The organism is Nonomuraea sp. NPDC050680, assembly GCF_040654555.1.
Classification (GTDB): domain Bacteria; phylum Actinomycetota; class Actinomycetes; order Streptosporangiales; family Streptosporangiaceae; genus Nonomuraea.
Genome location: NZ_JBFAIF010000037.1, coordinates 21,548 through 47,212 on the forward strand (window position 1 = coordinate 21,548; position 25,665 = coordinate 47,212).

General features: G+C 68.0%; 29 protein-coding genes. 20 read left to right on the forward strand and 9 right to left on the reverse strand.

Features of this window, described 5'->3' with window-relative positions:
- The first annotated feature begins 37 nt into the window (after nucleotides 1-37).
- The 9 genes from AB0H88_RS50685 to AB0H88_RS50725 all read left to right on the forward strand — a co-directional run bounded on the left by AB0H88_RS50685 (nucleotide 38) and on the right by AB0H88_RS50725 (nucleotide 7,764).
- Nucleotides 38-1,327, forward strand: a complete 1,290-nt coding sequence (locus tag AB0H88_RS50685; protein ID WP_357657183.1) for an ABC transporter substrate-binding protein — start codon at nucleotides 38-40, stop codon at nucleotides 1,325-1,327.
- A 9-nt stretch (nucleotides 1,328-1,336) separates the two neighbouring features.
- Complete coding sequence (locus AB0H88_RS50690; protein ID WP_357657185.1) at nucleotides 1,337-2,227, forward strand: sugar ABC transporter permease; 891 nt, start codon at nucleotides 1,337-1,339, stop codon at nucleotides 2,225-2,227.
- Nucleotides 2,227-3,114: a carbohydrate ABC transporter permease gene (locus AB0H88_RS50695; RefSeq protein ID WP_357657186.1), complete on the forward strand. Its 888-nt coding sequence runs from the start codon at nucleotides 2,227-2,229 to the stop codon at nucleotides 3,112-3,114. The genes AB0H88_RS50690 and AB0H88_RS50695 overlap by 1 nt, the downstream gene beginning before the upstream one ends.
- Nucleotides 3,115-3,172: 58 nt before the next feature.
- On the forward strand, nucleotides 3,173-3,763 hold the full coding sequence (locus AB0H88_RS50700) for an NAD(P)-dependent oxidoreductase (protein ID WP_357657188.1): 591 nt from the start codon (nucleotides 3,173-3,175) through the stop codon (nucleotides 3,761-3,763).
- A 47-nt stretch (nucleotides 3,764-3,810) separates the two neighbouring features.
- A complete protein-coding gene (locus AB0H88_RS50705) occupies nucleotides 3,811-4,497 on the forward strand; it encodes a GntR family transcriptional regulator (protein WP_357657189.1) in 687 nt (228 codons plus the stop codon).
- Nucleotides 4,494-5,288, forward strand: a complete 795-nt coding sequence (locus AB0H88_RS50710) for a TIM barrel protein (protein ID WP_357657191.1) — start codon at nucleotides 4,494-4,496, stop codon at nucleotides 5,286-5,288. Before AB0H88_RS50705 ends, AB0H88_RS50710 begins: the two co-directional genes overlap by 4 nt.
- The gene (locus tag AB0H88_RS50715; RefSeq protein ID WP_357657250.1) at nucleotides 5,279-6,163 is read left to right on the forward strand and encodes a 2-hydroxy-3-oxopropionate reductase; all 885 of its coding nucleotides are present in this window, start codon (nucleotides 5,279-5,281) and stop codon (nucleotides 6,161-6,163) included. Before AB0H88_RS50710 ends, AB0H88_RS50715 begins: the two co-directional genes overlap by 10 nt.
- A 127-nt stretch (nucleotides 6,164-6,290) precedes the next feature.
- On the forward strand, nucleotides 6,291-6,845 hold the full coding sequence (locus tag AB0H88_RS50720) for a dihydrofolate reductase family protein (RefSeq protein ID WP_357657193.1): 555 nt from the start codon (nucleotides 6,291-6,293) through the stop codon (nucleotides 6,843-6,845).
- A 223-nt stretch (nucleotides 6,846-7,068) separates the two neighbouring features.
- Nucleotides 7,069-7,764: a TMEM175 family protein gene (locus AB0H88_RS50725; RefSeq protein WP_357657195.1), complete on the forward strand. Its 696-nt coding sequence runs from the start codon at nucleotides 7,069-7,071 to the stop codon at nucleotides 7,762-7,764.
- A 179-nt stretch (nucleotides 7,765-7,943) separates the two neighbouring features.
- Here the strand turns inward: AB0H88_RS50725 and AB0H88_RS50730 are convergent, their stop codons facing one another.
- Entirely contained in the window at nucleotides 7,944-10,502 is a 2,559-nt protein-coding gene (locus AB0H88_RS50730; RefSeq protein WP_357657197.1) for a hypothetical protein, read from the reverse strand.
- A 622-nt stretch (nucleotides 10,503-11,124) separates the two neighbouring features.
- On the opposite strand from AB0H88_RS50730, the gene AB0H88_RS50735 reads away from it, so the two are divergent.
- Complete coding sequence (locus tag AB0H88_RS50735) at nucleotides 11,125-11,544, forward strand: DoxX family protein (RefSeq protein WP_357657199.1); 420 nt, start codon at nucleotides 11,125-11,127, stop codon at nucleotides 11,542-11,544.
- A 24-nt stretch (nucleotides 11,545-11,568) separates the two neighbouring features.
- Here the strand turns inward: AB0H88_RS50735 and AB0H88_RS50740 are convergent, their stop codons facing one another.
- The 3 genes from AB0H88_RS50740 to AB0H88_RS50750 are packed head-to-tail and all read right to left on the reverse strand — an operon-like array spanning nucleotide 11,569 to nucleotide 13,231.
- A complete protein-coding gene (locus AB0H88_RS50740) occupies nucleotides 11,569-12,726 on the reverse strand; it encodes a serine/threonine-protein kinase (RefSeq protein ID WP_357657201.1) in 1,158 nt (385 codons plus the stop codon).
- A 14-nt stretch (nucleotides 12,727-12,740) separates the two neighbouring features.
- A complete protein-coding gene (locus tag AB0H88_RS50745; protein ID WP_357657202.1) occupies nucleotides 12,741-12,869 on the reverse strand; it encodes a hypothetical protein in 129 nt (42 codons plus the stop codon).
- Nucleotides 12,866-13,231 carry an STAS domain-containing protein gene (locus AB0H88_RS50750; RefSeq protein ID WP_357657204.1) on the reverse strand — a complete coding sequence of 122 codons (366 nt, stop codon included), beginning with the start codon at nucleotides 13,229-13,231 and terminating at the stop codon, nucleotides 12,866-12,868. The genes AB0H88_RS50745 and AB0H88_RS50750 overlap by 4 nt, the downstream gene beginning before the upstream one ends.
- A 224-nt stretch (nucleotides 13,232-13,455) precedes the next feature.
- Between AB0H88_RS50750 and AB0H88_RS50755 the strand changes: the two genes are divergently transcribed.
- Nucleotides 13,456-13,713: a hypothetical protein gene (locus AB0H88_RS50755; RefSeq protein ID WP_357657205.1), complete on the forward strand. Its 258-nt coding sequence runs from the start codon at nucleotides 13,456-13,458 to the stop codon at nucleotides 13,711-13,713.
- A gap of 72 nt (nucleotides 13,714-13,785) precedes the next feature.
- Here the strand turns inward: AB0H88_RS50755 and AB0H88_RS50760 are convergent, their stop codons facing one another.
- The gene (locus AB0H88_RS50760) at nucleotides 13,786-14,043 is read right to left on the reverse strand and encodes a lipopolysaccharide assembly protein LapA domain-containing protein (protein WP_225301272.1); all 258 of its coding nucleotides are present in this window, start codon (nucleotides 14,041-14,043) and stop codon (nucleotides 13,786-13,788) included.
- 465 nt (nucleotides 14,044-14,508) lie between these two features.
- Nucleotides 14,509-14,802, reverse strand: a complete 294-nt coding sequence (locus AB0H88_RS50765; RefSeq protein ID WP_357657207.1) for a hypothetical protein — start codon at nucleotides 14,800-14,802, stop codon at nucleotides 14,509-14,511.
- Nucleotides 14,803-15,280: 478 nt separating this feature from the next.
- Between AB0H88_RS50765 and AB0H88_RS50770 the strand changes: the two genes are divergently transcribed.
- From AB0H88_RS50770 to AB0H88_RS50800, 7 genes are all read left to right on the forward strand, one after another.
- Nucleotides 15,281-15,499, forward strand: coding sequence for a UBP-type zinc finger domain-containing protein (locus AB0H88_RS50770; RefSeq protein ID WP_357657209.1), 219 nt, complete (start codon nucleotides 15,281-15,283; stop codon nucleotides 15,497-15,499).
- Between the two features lie 70 nt (nucleotides 15,500-15,569).
- Nucleotides 15,570-16,538, forward strand: coding sequence for an acyl-CoA desaturase (locus AB0H88_RS50775; protein ID WP_357657211.1), 969 nt, complete (start codon nucleotides 15,570-15,572; stop codon nucleotides 16,536-16,538).
- Nucleotides 16,539-16,755: 217 nt separating this feature from the next.
- Nucleotides 16,756-16,929, forward strand: coding sequence for a CsbD family protein (locus AB0H88_RS50780; RefSeq protein ID WP_357657213.1), 174 nt, complete (start codon nucleotides 16,756-16,758; stop codon nucleotides 16,927-16,929).
- A 110-nt stretch (nucleotides 16,930-17,039) separates the two neighbouring features.
- On the forward strand, nucleotides 17,040-17,237 hold the full coding sequence (locus tag AB0H88_RS50785; protein ID WP_357657215.1) for a hypothetical protein: 198 nt from the start codon (nucleotides 17,040-17,042) through the stop codon (nucleotides 17,235-17,237).
- A 98-nt stretch (nucleotides 17,238-17,335) separates the two neighbouring features.
- Nucleotides 17,336-18,310: a LysR substrate-binding domain-containing protein gene (locus AB0H88_RS50790; protein ID WP_357657216.1), complete on the forward strand. Its 975-nt coding sequence runs from the start codon at nucleotides 17,336-17,338 to the stop codon at nucleotides 18,308-18,310.
- 217 nt (nucleotides 18,311-18,527) lie between these two features.
- Entirely contained in the window at nucleotides 18,528-18,824 is a 297-nt protein-coding gene (locus tag AB0H88_RS50795) for a GlsB/YeaQ/YmgE family stress response membrane protein (protein WP_357657218.1), read from the forward strand.
- Between the two features lie 176 nt (nucleotides 18,825-19,000).
- Nucleotides 19,001-20,590, forward strand: a complete 1,590-nt coding sequence (locus AB0H88_RS50800) for an SMI1/KNR4 family protein (RefSeq protein ID WP_357657220.1) — start codon at nucleotides 19,001-19,003, stop codon at nucleotides 20,588-20,590.
- Nucleotides 20,591-20,636: 46 nt separating this feature from the next.
- On the opposite strand, the gene AB0H88_RS50805 is transcribed toward AB0H88_RS50800, so the two are convergent.
- Entirely contained in the window at nucleotides 20,637-21,878 is a 1,242-nt protein-coding gene (locus AB0H88_RS50805) for a benzoate/H(+) symporter BenE family transporter (RefSeq protein WP_357657221.1), read from the reverse strand.
- Nucleotides 21,879-21,955: 77 nt separating this feature from the next.
- Here AB0H88_RS50805 and AB0H88_RS50810 point away from each other — a divergent pair, with 77 nt between their 5' ends.
- Nucleotides 21,956-22,498 (forward strand): XRE family transcriptional regulator, encoded by a 543-nt coding sequence (locus AB0H88_RS50810; RefSeq protein ID WP_357657223.1) that lies wholly within the window; start codon nucleotides 21,956-21,958, stop codon nucleotides 22,496-22,498.
- A 126-nt stretch (nucleotides 22,499-22,624) separates the two neighbouring features.
- Here AB0H88_RS50810 and AB0H88_RS50815 read toward each other — a convergent pair whose 3' ends face one another.
- The gene (locus AB0H88_RS50815; protein ID WP_357657225.1) at nucleotides 22,625-23,437 is read right to left on the reverse strand and encodes an LLM class flavin-dependent oxidoreductase; all 813 of its coding nucleotides are present in this window, start codon (nucleotides 23,435-23,437) and stop codon (nucleotides 22,625-22,627) included.
- 31 nt (nucleotides 23,438-23,468) lie between these two features.
- On the reverse strand, nucleotides 23,469-24,323 hold the full coding sequence (locus AB0H88_RS50820; RefSeq protein WP_357657226.1) for an alpha/beta fold hydrolase: 855 nt from the start codon (nucleotides 24,321-24,323) through the stop codon (nucleotides 23,469-23,471).
- A gap of 170 nt (nucleotides 24,324-24,493) precedes the next feature.
- Here AB0H88_RS50820 and AB0H88_RS50825 point away from each other — a divergent pair, with 170 nt between their 5' ends.
- Nucleotides 24,494-25,399 carry a LysR family transcriptional regulator gene (locus tag AB0H88_RS50825; RefSeq protein ID WP_357657228.1) on the forward strand — a complete coding sequence of 302 codons (906 nt, stop codon included), beginning with the start codon at nucleotides 24,494-24,496 and terminating at the stop codon, nucleotides 25,397-25,399.
- Nucleotides 25,400-25,665 lie beyond the last annotated feature (266 nt).

Consider the following 25,665-nt stretch of genomic DNA (forward strand, 5'->3'; position numbering starts at 1 on the left):
GGGCAGCCGGTCCCCTGTGAAGAACGATGGGAGAACAATGATGAGCGGACTCGATCGGCGGGGATTCCTGAAACTGGCGGCGGCCGGTGCACTGGGGGCCGGCCTCACCGCGTGCGGCGGCGACTCCGGCAGCGGCGGCGGCACGTCACTGCGGTACGCCTGGTGGGGCAACAACATCCGGCAGCAGAACTACACGAAGGCTTTCAAGGAGTTCGCCGCCAAGAACCCGGGCGTCCAGATCGAGCCGGAGTTCGCCGACTACGCCGCCTTCCAGGAGCGCATGACCACGCAGATCTCCGCCCGTGACGTGGCCGACATCTTCTGGATCGCCTCGGCGCAGGTGCTCACCTACCACAAGAGCAAGCTCTACCGGCGCCTCGACGACATCCCGACCCTGAGCCTGGCCGACTACTCCAAGGAGGACCTGGAGTCGTACAAGCTCGACGGACAGCTCAACACCATGCCGTTCGGCATCTTCGTCCCCGCCCTGCGCTACAACGAGACGTTCGCCAAGGAAGACCAGGTGGAGCTCCCGCCCGCCGACGCCGACTGGGACGCCTGGGCGGCCTTCCTCATCGAGTACGCCAAGGACAATCCGAACAAGCGCAAGGGCATGCCGTACGAGCCCGACGCCGACCTGCCGTTCGAGTCGTGGCTGCGACAGCGTGGCGAGCAGCTCTGGACCCAGGACGGTAAGACCGGCTTCACCGTGGACAGCGTGCGCGCCTGGTTCGACTGGTGGGACAAGCTGGTCAAGGCGGGCGCCGTGATGTCGCTCAGCGAGCAGGAGGGCATCGGCCCCGACTGGGCGCTGGTCGGCAAGAAGGTGCTGGCCAAGGTGGGCAACTCCAACCACCTCATCGACGACGCGAAGATGTTCCCCGACTACCGGTTCAAGCTGCGCGCGATGCCCGTGGCCAAGGACGCCCAGGCCGGACACCGGTTCCTCTATTACCCGCGGATGGCGATATATCAGGGTATCGACGACGACAAGGTCGAGGCCGCCGGCAAGGTCGTCAACTACAACACCAACGACCACGCGATGCTCAAGACCGTCGGCCTGACCATGGGCGCGCCCATCAACCCCAAAGTCTTCAAGCAGTCGCTCGAGTCCGCGAGCGGCGACGAGAAGGAGATGCTCACCCTCGTGCAGGCCGGCCGCGAGGCCGAGCGCCGCCCCCGCTTCGAGGCGCCTCCCGGCACGAACACCTGGCGGACGGCCATGTCCAGGGTCGCGGAGGAGATCGCGCTCGGCCGGCTCAGCGCGGCCGACGGGGCGAAACGGCTCCTGGACGAGATCCAGGCCGGCATCTCACGGGCCCGGTAGGAGCGCGCCGTGGCAAAACGCAGCCTCCTCAACCAGGGCCGCGCCGCGCACGTGTTCCTCATCCCCTGGTGGCTCGGCCTGGTGCTGGTCACGGCGGTGCCGCTGCTCGCCTCCCTCTACCTGGCCTTCACCGACTACAACATCCTCAGCACCCCGGAGTTCAACGGCCTGGAGAACTTCGAGCGGATGTTCCAGGACGAATACTTCTGGGCCGCCGTCCGGGTCACGGCGGTCTACGTCCTGATCTCCATCCCGCTGCAGCTGGGCTTCGCGCTGCTGCTCGCCCTGATCCTCGACCGTGGCCTGCGCGGCCTGGCCTTCTACCGCAGCGCCTTCTACCTGCCCTCGCTGCTCGGCACGAGCGTCGCGGTGGCGATCCTGTGGCGGCAGATCTTCGGCGACGACGGCCTCGTCGACCGAGGGCTGTCGCTGTTCGGGCTCGAACTCGGGAGCTGGCTGCAGAACCCCAGCCTGTCGCTGTCCACACTGATCGTCTTGAACGTGTGGACGTTCGGCTCCCCGATGGTCATCTTCCTGGCCGGCCTCCGCCAGGTCCCCGAGGAACTGTACGAGGCCGCCAAGGTGGACGGCGCCGGGGTGGTACGGCAGTTCACCCGCGTCACGGTCCCGCTGATCACCCCGATCATCTTCTTCAACCTGATCCTCCAGACGATCGGCGCGTTCCAGACCTTCACCCAGGCCCACGTCGTCAGCGGCGGCACCGGCGGCCCCGCCAACTCGACGCTGTTCTACACGCTCTACATCTACCAGCAGGGCTTCATGAACTTCGACATGGGCTACGCCTCGGCACTGGCCTGGGTACTGATGGGCGCGATCGCCCTGATAACGGCCGTGCACTTCGTCCTGTCGAAATACTGGGTCTTCTACGGAGACGACTGATGACGACCGCGACCACCTCGCTCGAGTCCGCGCGTACCCGATCCAAGGTCGCCGCGCGCCGACGCGGCCGCCGTGACGTGCTCAAGCACCTCGGCCTCGGCGCCTTCGTGCTGCTGATGCTCTATCCGCTGGTCTGGATGATCGTCAGCTCGCTCAAGCCCGACCACCTGATCCTGACCGAGCCCGGCATCATCCCCAGCGAGATCACCTTCGACAACTTCGCCGAGGGGTGGAACGCGCTCAACCGCCCCTTCACCGTCTTCTTCCTCAACTCGCTGGTCGTCACCGTCGGCTCGATCATCGGCAACCTCTTCTCCTGCTCGCTGACCGCGTTCGCGCTGGCCAGGCTGGAGTTCAGGATGCGGAAGCTCTATCTCGCCATCACGCTGGTCTCGGTGATGCTGCCGATGCACGTGCTGGTGATCCCGCAATACATCTTCTTCTCACAGCTCGACCTGGTGAACACGTACTTCCCGCTGCTCGTCCCCAAGTTCCTGGCCACCGACGCGTTCTTCATCTACCTGATGGTGCAGTTCATCAGGACCATCCCGCGCGATCTCGACCGCGCGGCCTGGATCGACGGCGCGGGTCCCTTCCGCACCTTCTGGTACGTGGTACTGCCGCTCATGCGGCCCGCGCTCGTGACCACCACGATCTTCACCTTCATCTGGACCTGGAACGACTTCTTCGTGCCGCTGATCTATCTCACGTCTCCGAAGATGTTCACGGTGCCGGTGGCGCTCAACTCCATGGCGGACTCGGAGACGCAGAGCGGCGTGGGCATGCTGTTCGCGATGTCGCTCGTGTCACTGCTGCCCGTGCTCATCTTCTTCGCCGTGGCCCAGAAACAACTCATCCGCGGCATCGCCACCACGGGGCTCAAATGAGGATCATCGTCACCGTCGGCCACGACGACCTGGCCCGCGCCCGCATCCGCCGGGCTGTGTGCAGTCCGAGCGCCGCTGGGACCGCCACGTCCACGGCGAGCTGGCGGGCCGTACGGTCGGCCTGTACGGGCTGGGCAACGCCGGCCTCGATCTGGCGGCCAAGGCCAAGGCGTTTCACATGCGGGTGCTCGGCATGCGCCGCAGGTCCGGGACACCCGTGCCCGGCGTGGACGAACTGCTCGGCCAGGACGAGTTCCCGCGCCTCCTCGTCGAGTCGGACTTCGTGGTGGTCACCGCGCCGCTCACGGCGGCCACCGCTGGACGGTTCGGCCGGGAGGAGTTCGCGGCGATGAAACGTACGGCATGCTTCGTCTGCGTCTCGCGCGGCGGGATCGCCGACGACGAGGCCCTGCTCGACGCGCTGCGGCAGGGCGAGATCGCAGGGGCGGGGCTGGACGCGCACAGCGTGGAGCCGTTGCCCCAGGACAGCCCGTTCTGGGCGTTGCCGAACGTCATCGTCACCCCGCACAACGGCGCCACCACGCATGAGACCGCCCGCAGGGGATTCGACATCCTGCTCGACAATGTGGCCAGATTCGCCCGTGGAGCGCCACTACGGAACATCGTCGACAAGACCGCCGGGTATTAGGAGGCGGTATACTTGTCTGACGATTTCGGCGATCTTGAAGGGACCCAGTGGACAGCCAGAACAGCTTTCCTCTCGGACCGTCGTCTCTGACGGAAGCGCTCTACGAGTCGGTACGCAAACGCATCGTCAACGGCGAGATCGCCCCGGGAGAGAAGCTCACCGAGGTGCGCATCGCCAGCGAATACAGCGTCGCGCGCCCGACCGCGAAGGCGTGCCTGGAGCGGCTCACCGCGCTCGGGCTGCTGCGCCGCACCACGCACAAGACCGCCGTGGTCCCGAAGCTGGACGAGAACGAGATCCGCGACCTCTACTTCAGCCGCGAGACCGTCGAGCGCGCGGCGGTCGCGGCGCTCGCCCGCACGGCCACCGTGCCGCCCGCGGCTGTGCGCGCGCAGGCGTCGATGAAGGCTGCGGCCGGAGACCTGGCCTTCGCCAGCCAGGTGGAGGCCGACATCGCCTTCCATTCCGCGCTGGTCGCCGCCGTCGGGAGCCGCCGGCTGTCGAGGATGCACGAGGTGATCCTCGGGGAGGTGCACCTCACCATGGGCCAGTTCCAGGCCCACCGCACCACCCACCCGACGAACGTGGTGCACGAACACGACGACATACTCAAGGCCATCGGCGACGGGGATCCCGAGCGGGCGCAGCAGCGCCTCGCCCACCATCTGGACCAAGCCCAGGAACGCCTGCTCGGCCAGCTCCGCCGCGAACAGTCGGAAGGGACCCCCGCTTGACCAGGTGGACCGTCAACTGCTCGATCCTCTACACGGACCTGCCCCTGCTGTCGCGTCCCGCCGCGGCGGCGGCCGACGGGTTCGCGGCGGTCGAGTTCTGGTGGCCGTGGCCGGTCGCGGAACCCGCCGACCGCGAGGTGGACGCGTTCGTCCGCGCCATCGAGGACGCCGGGGTGCGGCTGACCGGGCTCAACTTCTTCGCCGGCGACATGCCGGCCGGCGACCGCGGCCTGGTGTCGTGGCCTGGACGCTCGCGCGAGCTGCTCGACAACATCCCCGTGGTGGCCTCCATCGGGGAGCGGCTCGGCTGCGGGATGTTCAACGCCCTCTACGGCAACCGCGTGGAGGGGGCCGACGCCAAGGAGCAGGACGACCTCGCCATCGAGATGCTGGCGGCCTGCGCGCGTGGCGTGCGCGGCACCGTGCTGCTGGAGCCGGTCAGCGGCGCGCCGCGCTACCCGCTGCTGACGGCCACCGACGTCGTGGCGGTGCTCGACCGGCTGGGTGACGTGCCCACCCTCGGGCTGCTGGCCGACTTCTACCACCTGGCCACCAACGGTGACGACGTACCGGCCGTCATCGAGCGGCACGCGCCGCGCATCGCCCACGTACAGATCGCCGACGCCCCTGGCCGGGGTGCGCCCGGCGACGGCACGCTGCCGATCCAGCAGTGGATCGACGACGTGTACGCCACCGGATACGACGGATACATCGGCCTCGAATACCGCGTCGAAGGCCCGGGCGCCTTCGACTGGCTACCACGCGAGCGACGCGCGGAAGGATCAACGTGACCACCATCGCTTTCATCGGCCTCGGCATCATGGGCAACCCCATGGCCGTCCACCTCGTCAAGGCCGGGCACAGCGTGACCGGCTGCAACCGCTCGCCCGAGAAGACCAAGCCGCTGGCCGAGGCCGGCGGCCGGGTGGCCACGTCCATCGCCGACGCCGTGACGGGCGCCGAGGTCGTCGCCCTCATGGTCCCCGACTCATCCGACGTCAAGGACGTGCTGACCGGCGACGACGGCGTCTTCGCGCACGCCGCCGCTGGCACGCTGATCATCGACTTCTCCTCGATCCGCCCCGACATCACCCGCGAACTGGCGGACGAAGCCGCCCGGCGCGGCCTGCGCTACCTCGACGCTCCCGTCTCGGGCGGCGAGGCCGGCGCTCGGAACGCCGCCCTGTCGATCATGGTGGGCGGCGAGAGCGCGGACTTCGAGGCTGCCAAGCCGATCTTCGATGTGGTCGGCAAGACGGTCGTCCACGTCGGGCCGAGCGGCTCCGGCCAGACGGTCAAGGCGGCCAACCAGCTCATCGTCGCCGCCAACATCGAGGCGCTGGCCGAGGCCGTGGTGTTCCTGCGCGCGTACGGGGTGAATCTGGAGGCGGCGCTCGAGGTGCTCGGCGGCGGCCTGGCCGGCTCGGCCGTGCTGGCGCAGAAGCGCGCCAACATGCTCGCCCACTCCTTCGAGCCCGGCTTCCGCATCGCCCTGCACCACAAGGACATGGGCATCGTCACCTCGGCCGCCCGCGAGGCCGGCGTCGTGCTGCCGCTCGGTGCGCTCGTCGCCCAACTGGTGGCCTCGGCGAACGCGACCGGCGACGGCGCGCTCGACCACTCCGCGCTCCTGCGCGGCGTCGAGCGGCTGTCTGGGACGTCGTAAAGGGCGCGGCCGAGCGACGGCGCTGGTCCATCCGAAAAAGCACACATTGACCGCCCTGTCGGCGATGAGTTCCGGCGCTCCATCGGGTCTCCACTCTGGACGATCTCTACGACCAAGGAGGAGTTTCATGGGCAAGGTCATCTACTGGATGAACACCTCGATCGACGGCTACATCGAGGATCCCGAGGGCGGCATGAACTTCATGGACCCGGACGACGACTTTCGCCAGGCGGCCAACGACCACGTTCGCCGGATCGCGGCGTTCCTGTACGGGCGGCGGCTGTATGAGGCGATGGAAAAGCCCTGGACGCAGGACCTCGGCAAGGAAGGCGCCCCGGCCGTCGAGCGGGAGTTCGCCCAGTTCTACAAGGAGACGCCGCGGTACGTCTTCTCCGACACCCTCCAGACCGTCCCCGAAGGGGTCACGATCGTCCGTCGCAAGGACGCCGTGTCCGCGGTGACGCGCCTCAAGCAGGAGATCGACGGCACCCTCCAACTCGGCGGCCCCGAGCTGGCCATCTCCCTGCTGGATCTGATCGACGAGTTCTGGGTGTACGCGTTCCCCGTGATCGTCGGGGGCGGCAAGCCGTACCTGCCCGTGAGAAAAGAACTGCGGCTGCGCCTGGTCGAGCACCGTTCCTTCGCCTCGGGGACCATGTTCCGGCGCTACGTACGCTCCTGACCGACCCGCGCGAGCGTCCCACAAGGGGCCAGGACCGTACGCCCGTGCACGTCCCAGACGCGGCTCAACGCCGACGCATTCCCGGGGAGCCCGATCCGCTTGTCGCCCTTGGTCTGTCGGGGGCGTCGGAGCGCTCTGGAGGGCCGGCCTGAAGCGCGAGGAGGAGCCGTACACGCGTGACACACTGGGATCCGTGCCAAATCAGGACAGCATAGACAGCGAAATGCCCCCAGAACGTCTCGCGGCGACCACTGAGGGCGCCGGCGACGAGGACCGGCGGCACGTGCGGGACCGTGTGATCTTCTTCTCGGACGCGGTGATCGCGATCGCACTCACCCTGCTCGCGCTGGAGCTGCCGGTGCCCGAGGGCCGGACCGAGAGCGAGATTTGGCACTCCTTCCTGGACCTCCTGTCTCCCGACTATCTGATCTTCGTGATCAGTTTCGCGGTGGCTGGCCGGCTCTGGTACAGCCACCAGCAGTTCTTTCGGCACGTTCACCGGGTCGACGCCCGACTGACCGTGCTCAACCTGAGCTGGCTGCTCATGATCGTGCTGCTGCCGTTCGCGACCCGTGTCCTCGGCGCCACCGATCTTCGGTTCGGCACGATTTTGTACTCTGTCCTTATCGCCGGGATCTCCTTCGTGCTGGCCCTGATGGTCCACCACTGCGCCCGCCACGGCCTGTTCGACCCGGAGCGGGCCACTCCCCGATGGGTCCGCTCCTTTACTCTCGGCACGATCACCGCGACCGCCGTCTTCCTCCTGTCCATCCCGGTGGCCTTCGTCGACGTCACCGCCGCGAAGTTCTTCTGGCTGCTGCTGTTCGTCGCGGCACGTGTGATGAACCCCCTGATCCTGCGCGGCTTGCCGGACGGACCGCCGACCCCGCGGTCGCCGGCCCCAGGGCGAAGCCGGTGATCTTCAGGCTGGCGCCGATGGTGGAGATCTGGCCGCGCAGGTTTTCCGGGGCCTCCCGGCGCGGCAGCCTGGGTGGCCTACGCGCTCGACTGGCCAATGAGGAGCGGAAAAGGCCGTGTCCGGCTTTCGTGACTGAGGGCAGTCCACATTCCTGATCTCGCCGGCCGCCCATGAGACCTTTATGTGCTCGGGCAGTCGAACGCGTCCTTGGGCCCCCAGGTGGTCCTGAGGTCGTTGGTGTCGCGCTGCCCGCACTCCATGACGATGGACGGTCCCACAGGCGTCGCGCGGAGCATCAGGAACCGCTTCTGGAGAGGTGCGGGAAGCGCGGTCGCCCACGGATCCTTGACGAAACGGATGATCCCTGTCGCGCCCCGAAGCCCGGACTCTCCTCCGATGCGGTAGCGGAAATGGCTGGCCACTGATCCTCTCCCGCAGCCGGCCGGCCCGTTCTCCCGGCACACGGTATTGATTCCCGTCACCATGGTGACGAGGCCGTCATAGGCAATCGGTCCTCGCCAGTGGTCGTACCAAGGATCATTTGTGGTCTTGTACAGCTCCAGGTAACGGTGGGTGTAGTCATCTCCTGCGCTGTTGGGCGGGCTGCTCGCTAGCGCATGCGCGGAGTAGAAGAGCGTCACGCCGGCGAAGTCGGTGGGAAATCGCTCTTTGAGGACGGCCGTGGTCGAGAGGTCCCCACCGCTGATCACCGTGAACGACGCGGGGCAGGCGGCACTGTCCTTGGCCGCGACGAGAAAGTCCCGCAGGCGCTCCGCCCTGCCGGACCAGAAGACCACGGTGTGGTCGTCGGTACTTCCAGTCAGTTGCGCGCACGCCTTTTCGAGCAACTCCGAGTCGCTGGTCACGAATGTGCCCGCGGGATGGACGGACGTCGCCGATCCCGGCGGTGGGAACCAGATGACATGAGCCTTGTCCACGGGGAACTCGGTCGCGAGGTCCTCTCCGAGCCGGAGGCTGTAGTTGTCAGTGGGGTCGCCGATGACCAGTGCTTTGTCGGCAGGGACACAGTGGCCGGATGCACCTGCCCGGATGATGTTGGCCTGTCGAGCGAACGCCGCGAACATGCGCGCCTGGTACGGGTTGTCGAAGGAGATCTGATGGTAGAGCGGATGGGCCTGCATATCCTCGGAGGTAGCGCCCATGCCGAGGATGGGCAGCCCGCCGTCGCCGAGGGTCTTCAGAGCCTCGAGTGTCTGCTGTCTGCTCTCGCCAAGTCCGATGACACCGAGGACGGTCTCGGTCGACTGCCGTACCACCTGCTGGGCGATCTGAGGCGCTTGGGCGTAGTCCTTGCCGGCCTCCCGGATGTCGACAACGACGAAGACGTTGCCCGAGAGCCGATCCTTGGTTCGCGGATTGTCCTCGGCGAGTTCGTTCATCTTCCGTTGCGCGAGTCGGATGCCGTGCAGTTCCGGGATCACGCCGTTGTAGGCGACTCCGGCGTCGAAGGCGCCCGCGACACCGGAGCCCAGGTAGACAATCGTCTTGATCGTGTATCTCATGCCGGGGTTCTTACTGGCCAGGCCCCTGACTCGGATGTTCTCGTCGTCGATCGCCTGCTTGTCGGCGTTGTAGAGACGGGTCGCGTCCTGAGATGAGAGCAGGCCGACCGGCGTGCTTGCCGTCGCCACATGACCAGCGGTCTCGCCGAGACAAGTCTCATCCCTGGCCCAGGGCCAGAATTGGAAAAGCCGCGCGGCGCCGAAATAGCCACCAACGGTGGGGATCACGATCTGCAGGACAGCGACGACAACAACCATGACGGAGCTTCTCAGCCGCACAGGGATCTTGTACGCGCCGGCGAGCTTCTCCGCGGTGGAACCCGCCGCCATGTCCCGCGTCGTCACCTGAAGCTCGGTGTCTCCGTGCAGGATGAGACGGAGCGTGGCCTCGGCGAGATTCGGAGCACCCGCGGCCTGACCGGATCGAGCGGAAATCACGGTGATGTGTCGCGCTTTGGTGTCCTCTATCGCCTTGCGAACGAGGTCAGCGAGCTCGTCGCCGTTCTTGATGAACAGCAGGAAACCGCTCTGCCGGCGTCGCCGCCAAGGAGACAGACGCGGAGTGAACACCGTGTCCAGATCGCACAGGAGCGCGCGGAGAAGCACGCCTTCCTTCTTCTGCTCGTCACTGCCGCGCATGATGGTCGCGGCCTGCTCGAAAAAATCCTCCTGGCCTCCCCCGGCGAATTTCGCGAACCAGTTGCGGCGCATGCGACGTCGCCATGCCCCGCCGAACCGCAGCTGTTCGAACCAGCCGGCGAACACGATGATGAAGCCGACCAACCGGATCCACCAAAGAACCGGATCGGGCGCGCCCGGAAGTTGGATGAACCGGCACAGGAAAGGGTGGATCTTTCTGAAGGCACAATCCTGCGGATCCATTCCGGCCAGGGCATCCGACTCGAGTGCCCTGAAGACGTTGTATTGGGGAAAGCGAAGCGTGCCCCACCCTCTCGGAGCCGCCAGCCCGGTCGCGATCTGCTGCGCCACACGAGCCCGCTGATCCACCACCGCGTGCGGCACCAGCGGCGTCGTGCCTAGCCGCAGCCGGTTTGTCAAGGCGTCGATGAGTACCGTGGGCGCCAAAGTGGCCGAACCGCCCGCGGCTCCCTCATGAATCCCTATGAGCAGGCGGCTGCGCCACTTCCTGCGGCGAAGCACCTTTTTGAAGACGGCTTTGGCGAAGTCGTCGAAGATCTGCTCCCGGCTGGTCATGTAGAGAAGTATTTTCCGGCAAGCGTCTGTGGCGGGTAAGAGAGGTCAAGCTGCAACACAGATGTGACGGGCACGGCCGTTTCAAGATCGGCCCCTACTCGTGAAACAAGGGGGCCTCCAATAGCGGTAAAAGCAACCCACCACTCGAATCGCTGCGATCACCCGAAAGGCATCCAATATTCACATATCCGACGAGACCCCAGCTTTGGCTGCGGACGGCTATCATCTGGGCCCGCCAGGCGCGGCCGACGATCGGGTTCGATCCGTCGCCGCTCCCGATCGCCTCGCCTGCCTTGCGACGGTGATGACGACGCTTGGAACAGGTTGCCTTTGCCCCGCCCCAGTCATGCGGTAGTGAAAATTTCACTGACCGGCCGAGTCAGTCCGGGTATCCGAGCACATGAGGCGCTTGCCGGCCGTTGGCAGCGTCTTTTTCCGGGTGCCGGGATTGACAGCTCACGATCAGCTTCGAGAACCTCATTGGGAGCGCTCCCAATCGTCCTTCTAGCGGGTCACGTCATGTCACGGCATCGCGGCCGCCCCTCCGCCGGGTCGGCCGCCGACATGCCATGAACCAGGTTGCCGTCACCGCTTCTCGATCTCTTCCTGAAAGGGATGCGCCATGGAGCTTCTGGCCAAGAATCAGGGGTTGTTCCTGGCCCTGTACCGGTTCGTGGTGGGTCTGCTGTTCGCCTGCCACGGCGCCGCGACCCTCTTCAACGTGCTGGGCGGGCCGCAAGGCCAGGCACCCGGCTTCGGGCAGTGGCCCGGGTGGTGGGCCGCGGTCATCGAACTGGTCGGCGGGATCTTCGTCCTGCTCGGGCTGGGCACCCGTACCGCCGCCATCGTCTGCTCCGGCACCATGGCGTACGCGTATTTCGTGGTCCACCAGCCCCAGGCGCTGTTCCCGATCCAGAACGGCGGCGAACAGGCCGCCCTCTTCTGCTGGTCGTTCCTGATCATCGCCGTCTTCGGGCCCGGACGCTGGGCACTGGCCACGCTGCTGCCCTCGCGAACTCTGGAGTACGACAGCGGCAGATGACCGCCCGCCGATCACCTCCGCTGATCAGGAGAGGTCGCACGTCTGCCGGCTCAGGGCCGTGCATGCCCAACTGAGCGTGGCGGAGGCTGCCATCGTCGGGGGGATGCGGTCTGCGGGCGTGTAGCTGAGCCACTGGTCAATGAGCCGGCTCAGGCACTCGGGTACGAGCGGGTTGTAGCGGTCAACGGGTTCGGGCCGGGTTCCGGCCCGCATCAGGTGGTGCACCTGCAGCGGATCGGTGCCGGCGTCGGCTTCACGTCGCAGCGGGGCCAGGCCGGTCAGCAGCCAGTAGGCCAGGGCACCGACGCCGTACAGATCGGACAGACTGCTGGGGGCGTCGTCGGTGACGCCGAGTTGCTCGGGGCTGGCGAACCATTTGGTGCCGCCGGGCAGGACCGTCGACACGCTTGTGCCGGCCTGGTGCAGTTGTGACATTCCCCAGTCGATGATCTTGATGGTGGCGGGGCCGTCCAGGACGATGTTCTGCGGCTTGATGTCGAGGTGGATGATGTCGCTCAGGGCGGCGGCCTGCAACCCGGCCAGCACCTGGCCCAGGATCCGCAGGCTCCACCTCAGGGAGACGTCGGCGCCTGGCCTGCCGTGGAGGTGGAGGTTGAGGCTGCCTGGCTGGTAGAGGGGCGAAATGAGGTAGACCGCCTGGGATCTGGGATCCTGGCCGGCGTCGATGATCTGCCCGATGTGCCGGTGGTGCAGGCGCATGCTTCGTGCCTCCCGTAGGAAGGTGCGAAACCGCTGGGGGTCGTTGTGGGCCTGGTGGAACACCTTGGCCACGACGGTGGTGGCGGGGTCGGCGAGCTCGTATGCCTGGTACAGGCTGGCCATGGCGCTGGCGTCGGCGTTCAAGGGCGCGTAGATCCGCCAGCGGTCGTTGAGCACCATGATCGGCGCGGGGCCGACAGCGAGTGCGGGCGCCGGCTGCGTGGCCTGGCCTGCCTGGGCCCGGCGCGGGGGCGGGTGCCGGCATCGCACTCGTTCCAGCTTGGCCGCGGCGATGATCTGCTCGGCGTCGGTGCGGGCCTGGGCGAGGATCGCGGCGGCTTGGATCCGGGCTTCGCCCAGCACCTGATGGCGTAGCCGATCCAGCTCGGCCGTCGTCTCAACGGGAAGGCAAGGGCGTGGCCCGGCGGTCGTCCTGGTGGCAGCGGCGGCGAGAACAGACATGTGCCGACGACGTCTCAGCGCGCTGCCGCGCGGCTGAACCCGGCCCTGCCTCGGCCCGGGGTGCCGTACATCGGGAAGCTGTGGTCCAGGCCGGTGAGGCGCAGCACTCTGGCCAGGCATGGGCGGGGATGGAGGGCCGTCATGAGGTGCTCCGATCCTGTAGGCGAAGACCGGCCGTCTGGTGCCAGCCGGTGAGCTGGAACAGGCGTAGCAGTTGCGGGGAGGGCGAGCGCAACGTCAGAGCATGGTCGTCGCGCATACCGGCGGCGGCGGCGACCAGGGCGCGCAGTCCGCCGACGTCGCAGAACACCAGGCCGCTCACATCGACGCAGAAGCCGCCGCCGCCCACCAGCGCGGCCAGTGCCCCGGTCAGGGCCGGTAGGGTGGCGTGGTCGAGCTCACCTTCGATCCGCAGGCCCACGGGATCGACCAGCGGCGTGATGTGCAAGAGCCGATCGGCGAGCGCGTCAGGGGCGCGTGCGCCGAGTGTGTCCGCGGTGTTCATGCTGGCTCCTACGGGCGGGGAGTGCGGGATAAGGTGGCCGCGGGTGTGAGGCGGTCATGAACACGTTGCGGAGGGGCGGCGTGAGCGGAGCCGTCTGGTGCGATGGTCTGATCATCTGACGGGCTCGACCAGGTGGAAAGCGGCAATCCGCACAAGGCTTATCGTCAGCCGTGATCATCGGGGCGGATCGCGGTCGGAGCTCAAGGACGGCATGGTGAATGGCGTTGACTGCTCAACCTCCGCTGCCGCCGGATCAGAACGACGGCGTGGATCAGGCTCTGACCGACGTCTTGATGGCGATCGGTACCGCTTCGCGCGCCCTCGCCTTTCAGCACGCGACGCGCATGGCCTGTCGTGGTGACCGGCAGCGGCTGGGCGCCTGTCTGGAGACGATGACGCCTGGTCGGCTCGCCGAGGTGGCCGCCGCCGCCCGGTTGCTGAGCGCCGCGGCTGAGCAGGCGCTCGCCAGGAGGAACCCGTAGCGCTCGGGCAGTGTCTCGCCAAGACATGTGATCAGGAGGCGTGGTCGCCGGGGCGGGGAAAGTGTTCGCCGGTCAGCGGTTCTGACGGCGTCGCCGGCTGGCCAGACGCCGGAGTTGGGTGATGCGAGCGGTGCCGAGCACGAGAGTGAGCAGGATCCCGCTGAGCATGGCGATCAGCATCGCGACCGCGAGCGGCAGCGTGCCGTGCAGGCCGAGGAAGGACACCTGCGTGGCGGTGGTGTTCTGCAGCATGAACACGATGAAGGCGACGGACACGAGCGTGGCGACCCACACACCCGCCCAGGCCACGCTGGTACGGGTGACGGGCACCGGCCTGGAGTTCTCAGCGCTTGAGCCCGGGCCCGCGGGGCGCTCGGCCGGCGCCGGTAAGCTCTCGCCTTGGGGCACATCGGCTTCAGCCGTCTCAGCAGATGGCCCGGATCTGGTGCGGAAGCGGTGCAGGATGTCCATGACAACCCTTTCGGTGAGCCGGCCTGGCAGGCACCTCTAATGCGGCGGGATGTCGTCGTTTCCGGATACCTCGAATCTACGTCACTCACCCGGCACGCCAAGCGGGCGCTCACCAGAGCGGCCGGCCAGGCGGTCAACGCCGCGGGCCCCGTTCCGGGCCTTCGGTCATGCGGGATGTGAATCCCGGGTGCCCGGGACGCCGGCAGCTCCTTTGCCGCCCGCGCGATATTTGAAGGCCGGCATAAAAAATGCCCGCGCCATGACGCGAGAATATTCTCGCACGCCACGGCACAGGTTGAGCTTTCCGCGATGTTCAGTTGATGATCAGCTCTTGTCGCGAATCACATCGTAGTTGGAGAACTCGATCGGGCCCTCGCACAGTTTGGCCATGTGCGCGTTGAACCGGTCGGTCTCCGGCAGCTTGCTGTTGTTCTGGGCCTCGTCGTAGGAGGAGAACTCCACGATGGCCACGTAGTGATCGGGTCGATCGCGGTGCTTCGCCACGACCTCGCGCTTTACATAGTGCTTGCCCTTGGCCTGCGTCCACCACTCGTTCATGAGCGACTCGACTTCGCCGGCACGCTTGGTATCGAATTCCAGAATCTGTACGAAGCTCATAAGAGCCTCCCTTTTCTTTGGCTTGCATTCCTCATTCAATACCCATCCGCAATAAATAGCAAGGGAAATTTCGCACAACTGAGCGAATTCCACTCTCGGCATAAGATGGCAGGAGGTTTCGCACCGCTGAATTCTCCGGCCGATTTCGCTGTCCGGCGGGCCTCGAAGTCGCGATCCGGCAGGTCAAGCCGATCCGGTGGCCTCTTGAAAGATCTCTCCACCCCTGGCAGGGCAGACATGGCGCGGCCGACGTGCTCGCAGGTGGCTATCGCCGCAGCTGATGAGGCGAGCTGGGATTGCGTGTTTCCGCCGCACGGCTGAGCACCTTGACTGGTGAGTGACCAGCTGGCGCACCTTGCGTCGCTGTCACCGTGAGGGGGTCGCGATGACCCTGGACGCACAAGGAATGGACGCGACCGACCGTGCAGGCCTGAACGGTCAGGCGCCCCGCTGCGATCACATCGACCAGTTTCCCACCGTGCGGTATGGACCGCCCGAATGCAAGGAATGCCTGGCCCTCGGCCAGACCTGGACACGCCTGCTGGTGTGCCTGACCTGCGGCTGGGTGGCCTGTTCCGACGATTCGCGGGGCGGTCACGCCAAGGCCCACTACCAGGAGACCGACCATCCGGTGGCCGCCACTCTGGGGCCCAGGTCGACCTGGCGCTGGTGCTACGTGCACCGGCGGACGGTATAGATGAGGAGAAAGCTACTTCATGACTGTTTCCGAACGACCGGTTTCCGAACGACCGGTTTCCGAACGACCGGTGAAACGTCGGCAGGACTATGACGGCACCTCGCCGTTCCCCGGGGCCGGAGAGCACGTGCCGGCCGGGCGGGCGCAGACGGCGCTGACCGCGTCAATCGTGATCGCGCCGTTCGCCGCGCTCGGCGCGGTGATCTACCTGGCGTGGGGGCAGGGGGTCGCGCTCACCGACCTGCTTCTGGCCGCGGGCTTCTACGTGGTGACCGGGCTCGGGGTGACGGTCGGCTTCCACCGGCTGCTCACCCACGGCTCGTTCACCGCCCGGCCATGGCTGCGCGTGACGCTGGCGGTCGCCGGGTCGATGGGCTTCCAGGGCAACGTGATCGACTGGGTGGCGGTGCACCGCCGCCATCACGCCTTCACCGACCGACCGGGCGATCCCCATTCGCCTTACCGGTACGGGACCGGCCTGCGTGGGCAGCTTCGGGGGCTTGCCCACGCCCATCTGGGCTGGCTGTTCGCCGACGATCAGACTCCGGCCGAGCGTTACGCCCCGGACCTGCTGGCCGATCCTGCCATGACCCGGGTGGCCCGCGCCTTCCCCGCACTGTGCGTGGTGTCGCTGGCACTGCCGTTCCTGGCCGGGTGGGCGATCACCGGCACCCTGTACGGCGGCCTGACCGCCTTCCTGTGGGCCGGGCTGATCCGCATCGCGTTGCTGCAGCACGTCACCTGGAGCATCAACTCGCTGTGCCACCTCATCGGCAGCCGGCCGTTCAAGACCCGCAACCACGACCGGGCGACGAACCTGTGGCCGCTGGCCCTGCTGTCGTTCGCCGAGAGCTGGCACAACGGCCATCACAGCGAGCCGACCTGCGCCCGTCACGGTCTCGACCGGGGCCAGATCGACCTGTCCAGCGGGGTGATCCGCCTGTTCGAGCGGCTGGGCTGGGCAAGCGACGTGCACTGGCCCGACCCCGAACGCCTCCGGCACCGCCGTACCGGCCCGCTCTCACCGGCCGGAGACTGACTGATTCCCGGCAATTCCGCTGCCGCGGATCCTCGTGTGGCTCTCCCTTACCGTGATCCTCACCGTTCTGGCCACGACCACGATCCCGGATACGCCCCGCGCTCATCGGTTCCGGTGATAACCGGCGCCGCCATTGCTCGTTTCCCCCCATCAGGCCGGGACGGACACTGGGATTCCAAGCCGCCTGACCGCGGCACAGCAGTGAAGGAAGATCACGATGAGTCTGCGTTGGGATATCAGCAACAAGGTCCAGGTCCTCAAGGGCTGGGTCAGGCAACTCTTCGGCCGCCTCACCGGCGACCGGCGCCAGCAGATCGCGGGCAAGAGCGATCAGGTCGCAGGCAATCTGAAGCAGGCCGGCGGAAAGATCTGGGATGCCTTCAAACGCTGACCCTCCGCTTTGACAACCGCTCGGCGGCTACGGAGTCGAGGTCGGACGCCGGCGAGTTCCGCGATGACCCCGTCCACCCCCGTGCAAGCACGAAGATTGAGGTAGAACCGATGCGCGTCGCATCAGGAGCGCTGATCCTTTGGCTGATCGTCGGCGCCGTCGCCGCAGGCCAGCGCAACTACTACACGGCGCCGGTGGAGAACTGCAATCAGGTGGCCACTATCGCGGTGACGATCCTGGCCGGCCCCCTCAACTACTTCGGCATGAAGCCGCAGATCGCCTGCCAGACACCTCAGCCCAGCAAGTAGGGCCCGGCTCGCCTCCAGAAGTTCACCCGCCCACGAGGAACCTAGAGTGGGAGACGACAGCCCGCGTCGGCGCCGCCTGGGCAGAGAGGGTGGCGGGCATGGAATTACGGCAGTTGCGCTATTTCGTGACGCTGGCCGAAGAGCTGCATTTCGGCCGCGCGGCCGCCCGCGAGCACATCGTGCAGTCGGCACTGAGTCAGCAGATCCAGCGGCTCGAACGCGAGCTGGACGTGCGACTGCTGGACCGCAGCACCCACCACGTCGACCTGACCACGGCCGGCGCCGCCTTCCTCGTCGAAGCGCGTCAGATCCTCGATCACGTCAGCCGAGCCGCGCAGGTCGCGCGCACCGCCGCCGCCTCGGCGCCCACGCTGCGCGTCGGCATCATCGACGCCGGCTACGACACCATGCCGCAGATCCTGCGCGAGCTCCATCGCAACCATCCCGGCATCACGATCCACCAGGTCGAGGCAGGCACCCCAGAGCAGTACCGGCAACTGGCCGACGGCCGCCTGGACATCGCCATCGGACACGCCTCCCAGACCCCGGCCGAGGTGACCTCCAACCTCATCAGGCTCGATCCGCTCGGCGTGCTGGTACCCGACGACCACCGCTTCGCCGACCTCGACGGCGTGCCCGTCGCCGCCCTCGCCGACGAGCTGCTACTGCTCGGCGAGGAATCGCAGACGCCGGAGCTCAATCAGTTCGTCCTCGCGCTGTGCCGCTCGGCCGGGTTGGCGCCCACCCTTTACGAGGGCACCGTCGAAAGCTCCCGGGCCGCCGCCGACCTCGTACTCCAGCATCGCTGCGTGCACTGTGTCCCTTCCTCGTTCCGCTCCTCCAACCGGCCGGGCACCACCTGGCGGCCTCTGTCCGACCCCGCGACGCACTACCCCTGGTCCCTGCTGTGGCACGACGCCAACCCTTCCCCGCACATCGCCATCGTCATCGACATCGCCCGGCGGCTGGCCGAACGGCTCGACTGGCTGGAGCCCGTCGCCCCGGCCGCCGAGCCGGCGTCCGGCGAAGGTGCTTCGGCAGCCACCAGCCGCCGCAGCGATGATCCGTTGTGACGCGCCGGGCTCAACACTGGTCGCGCCGAACCCTGGTGATCGGTCCTGGAGATTAATCCTTCACATATCGCCGGTTTCTGCCCCATTACGCAGGGTGTTGGCTGGAAGTGTTCGACGGTCGGCGCCGCCAATCATGCGGTGGCCGGCCTCCTGCTTCGACCGGTCCGGAAGACCGATCCCGCGCAGACATCGACGCACCACCACAGGGAGTTCGGTCATGGGCATCATCGCTTGGATCATCCTCGGACTGGTCGCCGGACTGCTGGCCAGAACGCTGGTCCCCGGCAAAGACCAGCAAGGCTTGATCATCACCCTCGTACTCGGCGTCGCCGGCGCGCTGCTCGGCGGTTTCGTGGCCACCAAGGTGTTCCACGTCTCGGGCATCCAGGGCTTCTTCAACCTGTCCACCTGGGTCTGTGCCATCGTCGGCGCGGCAGTCCTGCTGCTCGTCTACAACCTGATCACCGGCCGGCGCACTGGCCCTCGTTCGGGCCGCTGGGCCAGCCGCCGATAACCCCGCCCAGCACGCCCCTCACCCCTCCCCCGTGCTCACACGCCTGCCGCAGCGGGGGTGACCGCCCAAGCGCTCAGGCCGAGGATGTCCACAGGGGTGGCCGGGCCACGAGCCCGCAGGGCCTTAAGGCGATCTCAGCGAAACAGCGGCCGGGTGCGATGCAGCACAATCCAGGCATGGATCTTGCCGCCCTGGCCGCCGTCATCGGCCCGCCGCCCCCTGCCGCCTTTCCCGTCGACTGGCCCGGCGTTGAACAGTGGCTCGGTCTCCGGCTTCCCGACGACTACAAAGAGTTCGCCGAGAGGTACGGACCTGTGCTGGTCGGGGAGTGGATCTGGGTCGTGGTGCCCCATCACTCCGACCGCGGCGGCTCTTACCGACAGCTCGACCAGCGGCAAGGGCTGCAACGCGCCATCCGTGCCGCCGACCCGCCGTCGCACCCGTACGCCTTTCATCCCGAACCGGGCGGGCTCCTGGCATGGGGTGAGTCGCGCGGAAGCGAGTACTACTTCTGGGACACCTCGGTCTCCACCGATCCGAACGACTGGCCGACCAGGGTCTTCACCCAGCATTGGCCGGATGAGACGTGGCGGCTGGTGGACGCACCCATGACGGAGGTGCTCGCCGCGCGAGTGAGCGGCAGTCTGGACCTGGGAGAGGCCCTGCCCGCGGTGTCGCCTCCGTACGCCTGGAAATTCGCCCCGCTCGTGCTTGAGGACGTGCCGGAGAGTGCCTCCTTCCCAGGGGTGCCGCTCGCTCTCGAGGTCGCCGGGCCGGCGGCGAGGGTCCAGGCGGCCACGGGCGCGCCCGTGGACTATGCCGCGCTTGCCGGCGAGTACGGCGTGGGGAGGCTGGCCGGCGTGCTGCGGCTGCTCGGTCCCGGGGCGCCGGAGGGCTTCGACGTGGATGCGGAGGAGGCCGTGGTGAGCGAGCGGTTGCGCTCGCGGCGGGCCGCGGGCGAGCGGGTGGTCCCGTCACCGATCGCGCCTGAGCCGGCCGGGTTGCGATTGTGGGGGGTGTTCGACGGAGGTGAGACGTGCTGGTGGCTACCTGTCAGCGGCGAGCCGGACGAGTGGCCGGTGGTGCTGCTGGACGCCGACGGCCTGGGATGGCAACGGCTGCCGTACGGCGCCTCGGGGTTCCTCGACCAGTGGCTGGACGGGCGGCTGGACCTGCCCGTGCTGTCGGTGTCGGCGGTGCCGCGTCCGCGCGTGCTGTACCCGCCGGGCATCGACCCCGCCGCTCCCGCCACGACTGAAGCCACGACCGTAGAGGAGGGGCCGCGAGACACGCTGGCGCAGTTGGCGACGATCATCGGGGAGCCGCGGACCGGTGGCCACACCTACGACTGGCCGGCGATCGAGCGGTCGCTCGGGTTGCGGCTGCCGAGCGACTACAAGCGGTTGTTCGAGGTGTACGGGACGATTGGCATCAACGGCATCACGATCGGGCAGCCGGAAGATCTCCAGCAGCAGCACGAAGAGCAAGCCGAATATCTCGACTGGAGCGAAGGCGAGGCGATGCCCGTGCATCCCGCGCCAGAAGGGCTGCTGTGGTGCGCGAACACCGAAAGCCGCGACACCATCTGGTGGGACACCAGCGAACCAGACCCCGACCGGTGGACGATGATCTGGGACGTCGAATTCGACCGGCACACCTTCCCCGGCACCCTCACCGAGCTGGTGATCGCCGACCTGACCGGCAGGCTGGCCGAATCGCTCACAGGGCTGGATCCGTCAGCTGACGGGCCCATGATGTGGTTCTGAAGGGCGAGGACGGATCAATCGTCCTTGGATCACTCTTCCTGTTCCACTACGACGGCTGATCGACCGACATACCAGCCATCCGGGCCTCGGTTTCCGCCGTGGATGGCGATCGCTGTTCCACCGGTGGTCGCCTGTACAGCAGGAGTGCGGTCAGGCCGCCCGCGACCAAGCCCCAGAACGCCGCGCCGATGCCCAGGATCGTCATCCCCGATGCGGTGACCACGAAAGTGACCACCGCGGCCTCCCGTCCCTCCGGCTCGGTCACCGCGCCCGCCAGCGACGAGCCGAGCGCCGGCAGCAACGCGAGGCCGGCCACCGCGATGACCAGCACGGGTGGGGACAGCAGCACCAGAGCCATGGCCAGGCCGGCGCCGAGGCCGAGCGTCAACTGCCCGGCGCCGAGGGCCACCGTCGCGATCCACCGGCGGCCGGGGTCAGGGTGGGTGTCCGGGCCGGCGGTCAGTGCTGCGGTGATCGCGGCCAGGTTGATGGCGTGACCGCCGAACGGTGCCGCCGCCGCGCTCGCCAGGCCGGTCGCGACGAGGACCGGGCGCAGGGGCGGCTTGTACCCGTATGTCGCCATGACCGCCATACCGGGGACGTTCTGCGCGGCCATGGTGACGAGAAACAGCGGGATGGCGATGCTCACCACTACGGACAGATTCAGCGTCGGGGTGGTCAGCTCGACCACGGGCGGCAGCGACGCGCCGGACAGACCGTTGTCGGGCCCGTACACCGCGATGGCGATGACCGCCACGACGAGCGCGCCGGGAACGGCCCACTGCCGCAGGTACCGCTGTAACACCGCCCAGGTCAGGACAACAGGCACGGCCAACAGCGGGATGTCGACGACGGCGCGGACCGGTGCGGTGCACAGGCTGAGGATGACGCCCGCCAACATGGCACCGGCGATCGAACGCGGGATGGCGGCGATCGCCCGGGCCAGCCAGGGCGACAGGCCGGCCAGGACGATGAGCCCGGCGCAGACGATGAACGCGCCGACCGCGGCCGGGAAGCCGCCGGGCACGGGACCGGTCGCCACCAGCAGCGCCGCGCCGGGGGTGGACCAGGCGATGCTGATCGGCATGCGGTAGCGCAGCCCAAGGAAGATCGCCACCGCCCCGATGCCGCAGCACAGGGCGAGCAGCCCGGACGCGGCCTGCCCCGGCGTCGCCCCGACGGCACGCAGTCCGGCGAGAACGACGGTGAACGAACTGGCGTAGCCGACCACAGCACTGACCAGCCCCGCCATAACGGCCTGCACCCGCACGCCCACCCTCATCTCCATCGTTCCGTTTACGGAACGAACCCTAGCCATGTGGCCGCCGTGGGACAAGCCCGGCGGCCGAATGCAAGGATTGCCGGGTGAACGGCCATGACGCGGAGATCGGGAGCCGGCTGCGGCGATTGCGGGAGGCCCGCGGCATCTCCCTGTCGGCGCTGGCCCGCAGCGCCGGCATCGGCAAGGCCACCTTGTCCGGCCTGGAACTGGGCACCCGCAACCCGACGCTGGAGACGCTCTACGCGGTGGCAGGAGCTTTGGGCCTACCGTTGACGGCCCTGGTTCTGGAGCCCGGGGCACCGCCCGCGGAGGCCGTCCACGTGCCCGGCGCCGCCGTAACGGCCACACTGCTGGAGGTCTTCGAGGAGCCGACCGCGACGTTCGAGTTGCTGCGCATGAGCGTCCGCCCCGGCATCGTGCAACACTCGCCACCCCACGCCCCCGGCGTGACCGAACACGTAACGGTCTACGCGGGCGTGCTGCGCGCCGGCCCGGCCGACGTCCCCCTGCTGGCCGCGCCAGGCGAGCACATCTCCTGGCAGGCCGACGTCCCGCACATCTACAGCGCTGTCGGCCCAGAGGAAGCAGTGGCCACCCTACTGATCCGCTCTCCCCGACAGCCCTGAGCCATCGAATCCACGCCGGGTGCCGCAGCCCATGCCGAGGACACGATCGCCGGGGCGGATGTCTCCCACAGCCGCTCGTGATAGCGAACGAGCTCCGCGTCGTAGTCGAACAATGCGATCGCCCCCTTATGCCGCTGGGCCGTCGCGAATGACGCCGCGCACGGTGTCGAGCCGTACACCCGGTTCGAATTCCGGCAGCCACCATGTCGCGCCCGCCTGCGCGTACGGCTCGGGGTCGGCACCGAGCGGCATACCGAGGGCGATGTCGTACGAGGCCATGTCTCCATGGCGCAGTTCGGTGAGGGTGCCGACGACCTCGGCGACCTGGTCCGGGTGCGCCAGGTTGGCCGGGAAGAAACCGTCGAGCCGGGCGGCCCGGCGGATCGGCTTGACGTTGCCCGGGAATCCGGCGGCCCACACCGGCACGCCGGGCCGCTGAACCGGCCGCGGCAGGAACGCGATGTCGTCGACGGTGTAGTGCTCGCCGCGATGGCGCACCGGTTCACCGGACCAGGCGGCGGCCAGGATCGCCAAGGACTCGTCGAGCATCCGCCCGCGCCGCCGGTTGTCGAGCTGCTCGCCGGTCTTGGACAGCTCGCCGGCGAACCGGTCGCCGCCGAGGCCGACGCCGAGGGTGAGGCGGCCGTCGCTGAGCCGATCCAGCGTCGCGGTCTCCCGCGCGACCTTGGCCGGCCGCCTGCGGGGAAGTGCCGACACCATCGGGCCGAGCCGCAGCCGCTCGGTCACGGTCGCGATCGCCGCCAGCGCGATCCACGGGTCGGCGACCTGCCGGATCGGCGCCCGCCAGCACAGCTGATCCCATACGAAGCAGCCATCCCACCCGGCTTCCTCCGCTTCGGCGGCGACGCGCGCGACCACCCGCGGGTCGGCGAGGTCGTCGAAGAGCGGCAGCCAGAGTGCCGACCGTAGCCGGTTCATGGGCGGTCTCTTTCCGTGCGCCGTAGCTGCTTCATGGGCGGTCTCTTTTCGTGTGCTGTACCAGGGCCGATACGAAGTTCGCCCACACCGGCTCGGGCAGGTCGTGTCCGGCTCCCTCCAGGACCAGCAGCCGCGCACCAGGGATCGCGTCGCGCAGCGCCTCGCCGTGCGGCAGCGGCAGGAACGGGTCGTGGTCGCCGTGGACCACGAGCGTCGGCGCCGCGATGTCACCGAAGCCGCCTCGGGCAGGCCCATCGACCTCGATGGCGTAGTGGTTGACCAGAGTCGACGCGTAGCTCCTGGCACGCGCCACGTCACGTTCGACCAACGCTCGGATCGCGCTCTGGTCGAAGTACGGGGAGCCACCGGCGTACACCCTCGCGCCGGCGACCACGTACTCGACGACCGCGGCCGCGTCGGAGGTATCCGGCTCGGCCGGCATGGTCAGGTCTCCCGATGGCGGCGGCAGGTCGTCGGCCCCGGTCGAGCTCGACACGAACGTCAGCGAGGCGACCCGATCGGGATGGTCCACACCGAGGATGAGTCCGGCCCCGCCGAACATCGACTGGCAGACCACATGGGCGCGCTCGATGCCCGAGGCGTCCTGGATGCCGAGCATGTCGAGAGTCAGGTCGGTGAACGAGTACGCCGGCTCGCCTGGCGGATAACTGGTCGACCGGCCGGTGTCTCGGTGGTCGTAGCGGATGACGTACCGGCCGGCCACCGCGATTCGTTCGCACAGCTCGGCGTCCCACCACAGCATCGAGGCGGCCGACCCGGCGACGAGCAGGATCGCCGGGTCCGCTCGATCCCCGAAGGTCTCGACACACAGCTCGACACCGTTGATCTTGAGGAGCTGCTCGCCGTGAGTGAGCGTCCTGGTCATGTCGGTTCTCCTTCGTATCGTTGTGCCAAACGCCACCACCACCCGCCGGCTCGTACGTCATGGCGACCTGTCCGGCGGCTGGTCCTGTCACGCTAAGCCGCGCGACTCAATCGTGAAAAGCGATGGTTTCCGATTGATTTGATCGCTCATGCCGATGAAAAATGGGCCTCGTGACCGACTTCGAGCTTCGCCACCTGGCGGCGATGGCCGCCATCGCCGAGGAGGGCTCGTTCGGCCGGGCGGCCGCCCGTCTCGGGTACACCCAGTCGACGGTGAGCCAACAGATCGCCGCGCTGGAGAGGGCCGTCGGCGGTCCGGTGTTCGACCGGCCGGGCGGCCCCAAGCCGGTACGGCTCACCCCGCTCGGCTCCGTGGTCCTCAACCACGGTCGCGAACTGCTGGCCAAGGCGGAGGCACTGGCCGACGCCGTGGACCGGTTCAAGGCGGGAGACGGCCGGATCGACATCGGCACATTCCAGAGCGTGTCCAACGTGATCCTGCCGTCGGTCATACGCCGGCTACGAGACGAGCACCCCGGCTGCGACATCAGGTTGTCCGAGGAGGAGCCGGAGCAGCCGCGGATCGGTGACCTTGACCTGTTGTTCTACGACGGCCGCATCGATGGCGACGTCGAGCACCTCAAGCTGCTCGACGATCCGTACCTGCTGGTGGCCGGCGCCGGCACCTTCCCCGCTGGTCCGGTCCCGCTGGAACAGCTGGACGGCGCGCCCATGGTGGCCTGGCCGCTGACCTGCGACCAGCCTTGGATGGAGCAGGCCCTCGCCGGCAGTGGCGCCCGTCCACAGGTCGTGTTCCGCACCGCGGTCAACGACACCCTGTTGTCGATGGTACGAGCCGGCCTGGGATCGGCGGTGCTGCCTTGGCTCGCCATCCGCGGTGCCGACGTCTCATCCGACGACAGGCTCCGCGTCCACGGGCTACGGCCATCCCTGCCGCCGCGGGAGGTCTACCTGCACTGGCGGGCCGGACGTACCCACTCACCACTTGCCGGCCGAGCCATCGAGCTCGCCGTCGAGGTCGCGGCCGAACTCGCGCCGCCGCCGGCCAGTGCTTGACGCATGACGCTTGCCGCCGGGAGTCCTGGGCCGAGATGCCACGCTCGGCACGTCCCGACAACGCTGCCGACGCGAAACGGCCGCGACGGGTGCCGCGCAGAATGCGACCCCGCCGCGGCCGCGGCGACCGTTCAGGCGCTCTGCCCGACCTGCCTCGTGCGTCCGGACCGACCTGCCTCGTGCGTCCGGACCGACCTGCCTCGTGCGTCCGGACCGACCTGCCTCGTGCGTCCGGACCGACCTGCCTCGTGCGTCCGGACCGACCT

Coding starts and splice junctions, on each gene's coding strand:
- AB0H88_RS50685 (WP_357657183.1), top strand. CDS start 38: ATGATGAGCGGACTCGATCGGCGGGGATTCCTGAAACTGGCGGCGGCC.
- AB0H88_RS50695 (WP_357657186.1), top strand. CDS start 2,227: ATGACGACCGCGACCACCTCGCTCGAGTCCGCGCGTACCCGATCCAAG.
- AB0H88_RS50720 (WP_357657193.1), top strand. CDS start 6,291: ATGGGCAAGGTCATCTACTGGATGAACACCTCGATCGACGGCTACATC.
- AB0H88_RS50725 (WP_357657195.1), top strand. CDS start 7,069: ATGCCCCCAGAACGTCTCGCGGCGACCACTGAGGGCGCCGGCGACGAG.
- AB0H88_RS50730 (WP_357657197.1), bottom strand. CDS start 10,502: ATGACCAGCCGGGAGCAGATCTTCGACGACTTCGCCAAAGCCGTCTTC.
- AB0H88_RS50735 (WP_357657199.1), top strand. CDS start 11,125: ATGGAGCTTCTGGCCAAGAATCAGGGGTTGTTCCTGGCCCTGTACCGG.
- AB0H88_RS50740 (WP_357657201.1), bottom strand. CDS start 12,726: ATGTCTGTTCTCGCCGCCGCTGCCACCAGGACGACCGCCGGGCCACGC.
- AB0H88_RS50745 (WP_357657202.1), bottom strand. CDS start 12,869: ATGACGGCCCTCCATCCCCGCCCATGCCTGGCCAGAGTGCTGCGCCTC.
- AB0H88_RS50750 (WP_357657204.1), bottom strand. CDS start 13,231: ATGAACACCGCGGACACACTCGGCGCACGCGCCCCTGACGCGCTCGCC.
- AB0H88_RS50765 (WP_357657207.1), bottom strand. CDS start 14,802: ATGAGCTTCGTACAGATTCTGGAATTCGATACCAAGCGTGCCGGCGAA.
- AB0H88_RS50780 (WP_357657213.1), top strand. CDS start 16,756: ATGAGTCTGCGTTGGGATATCAGCAACAAGGTCCAGGTCCTCAAGGGC.
- AB0H88_RS50785 (WP_357657215.1), top strand. CDS start 17,040: ATGCGCGTCGCATCAGGAGCGCTGATCCTTTGGCTGATCGTCGGCGCC.
- AB0H88_RS50790 (WP_357657216.1), top strand. CDS start 17,336: ATGGAATTACGGCAGTTGCGCTATTTCGTGACGCTGGCCGAAGAGCTG.
- AB0H88_RS50795 (WP_357657218.1), top strand. CDS start 18,528: ATGGGCATCATCGCTTGGATCATCCTCGGACTGGTCGCCGGACTGCTG.
- AB0H88_RS50800 (WP_357657220.1), top strand. CDS start 19,001: ATGGATCTTGCCGCCCTGGCCGCCGTCATCGGCCCGCCGCCCCCTGCC.
- AB0H88_RS50805 (WP_357657221.1), bottom strand. CDS start 21,878: ATGGAGATGAGGGTGGGCGTGCGGGTGCAGGCCGTTATGGCGGGGCTG.
- AB0H88_RS50815 (WP_357657225.1), bottom strand. CDS start 23,437: ATGAACCGGCTACGGTCGGCACTCTGGCTGCCGCTCTTCGACGACCTC.
- AB0H88_RS50820 (WP_357657226.1), bottom strand. CDS start 24,323: ATGACCAGGACGCTCACTCACGGCGAGCAGCTCCTCAAGATCAACGGT.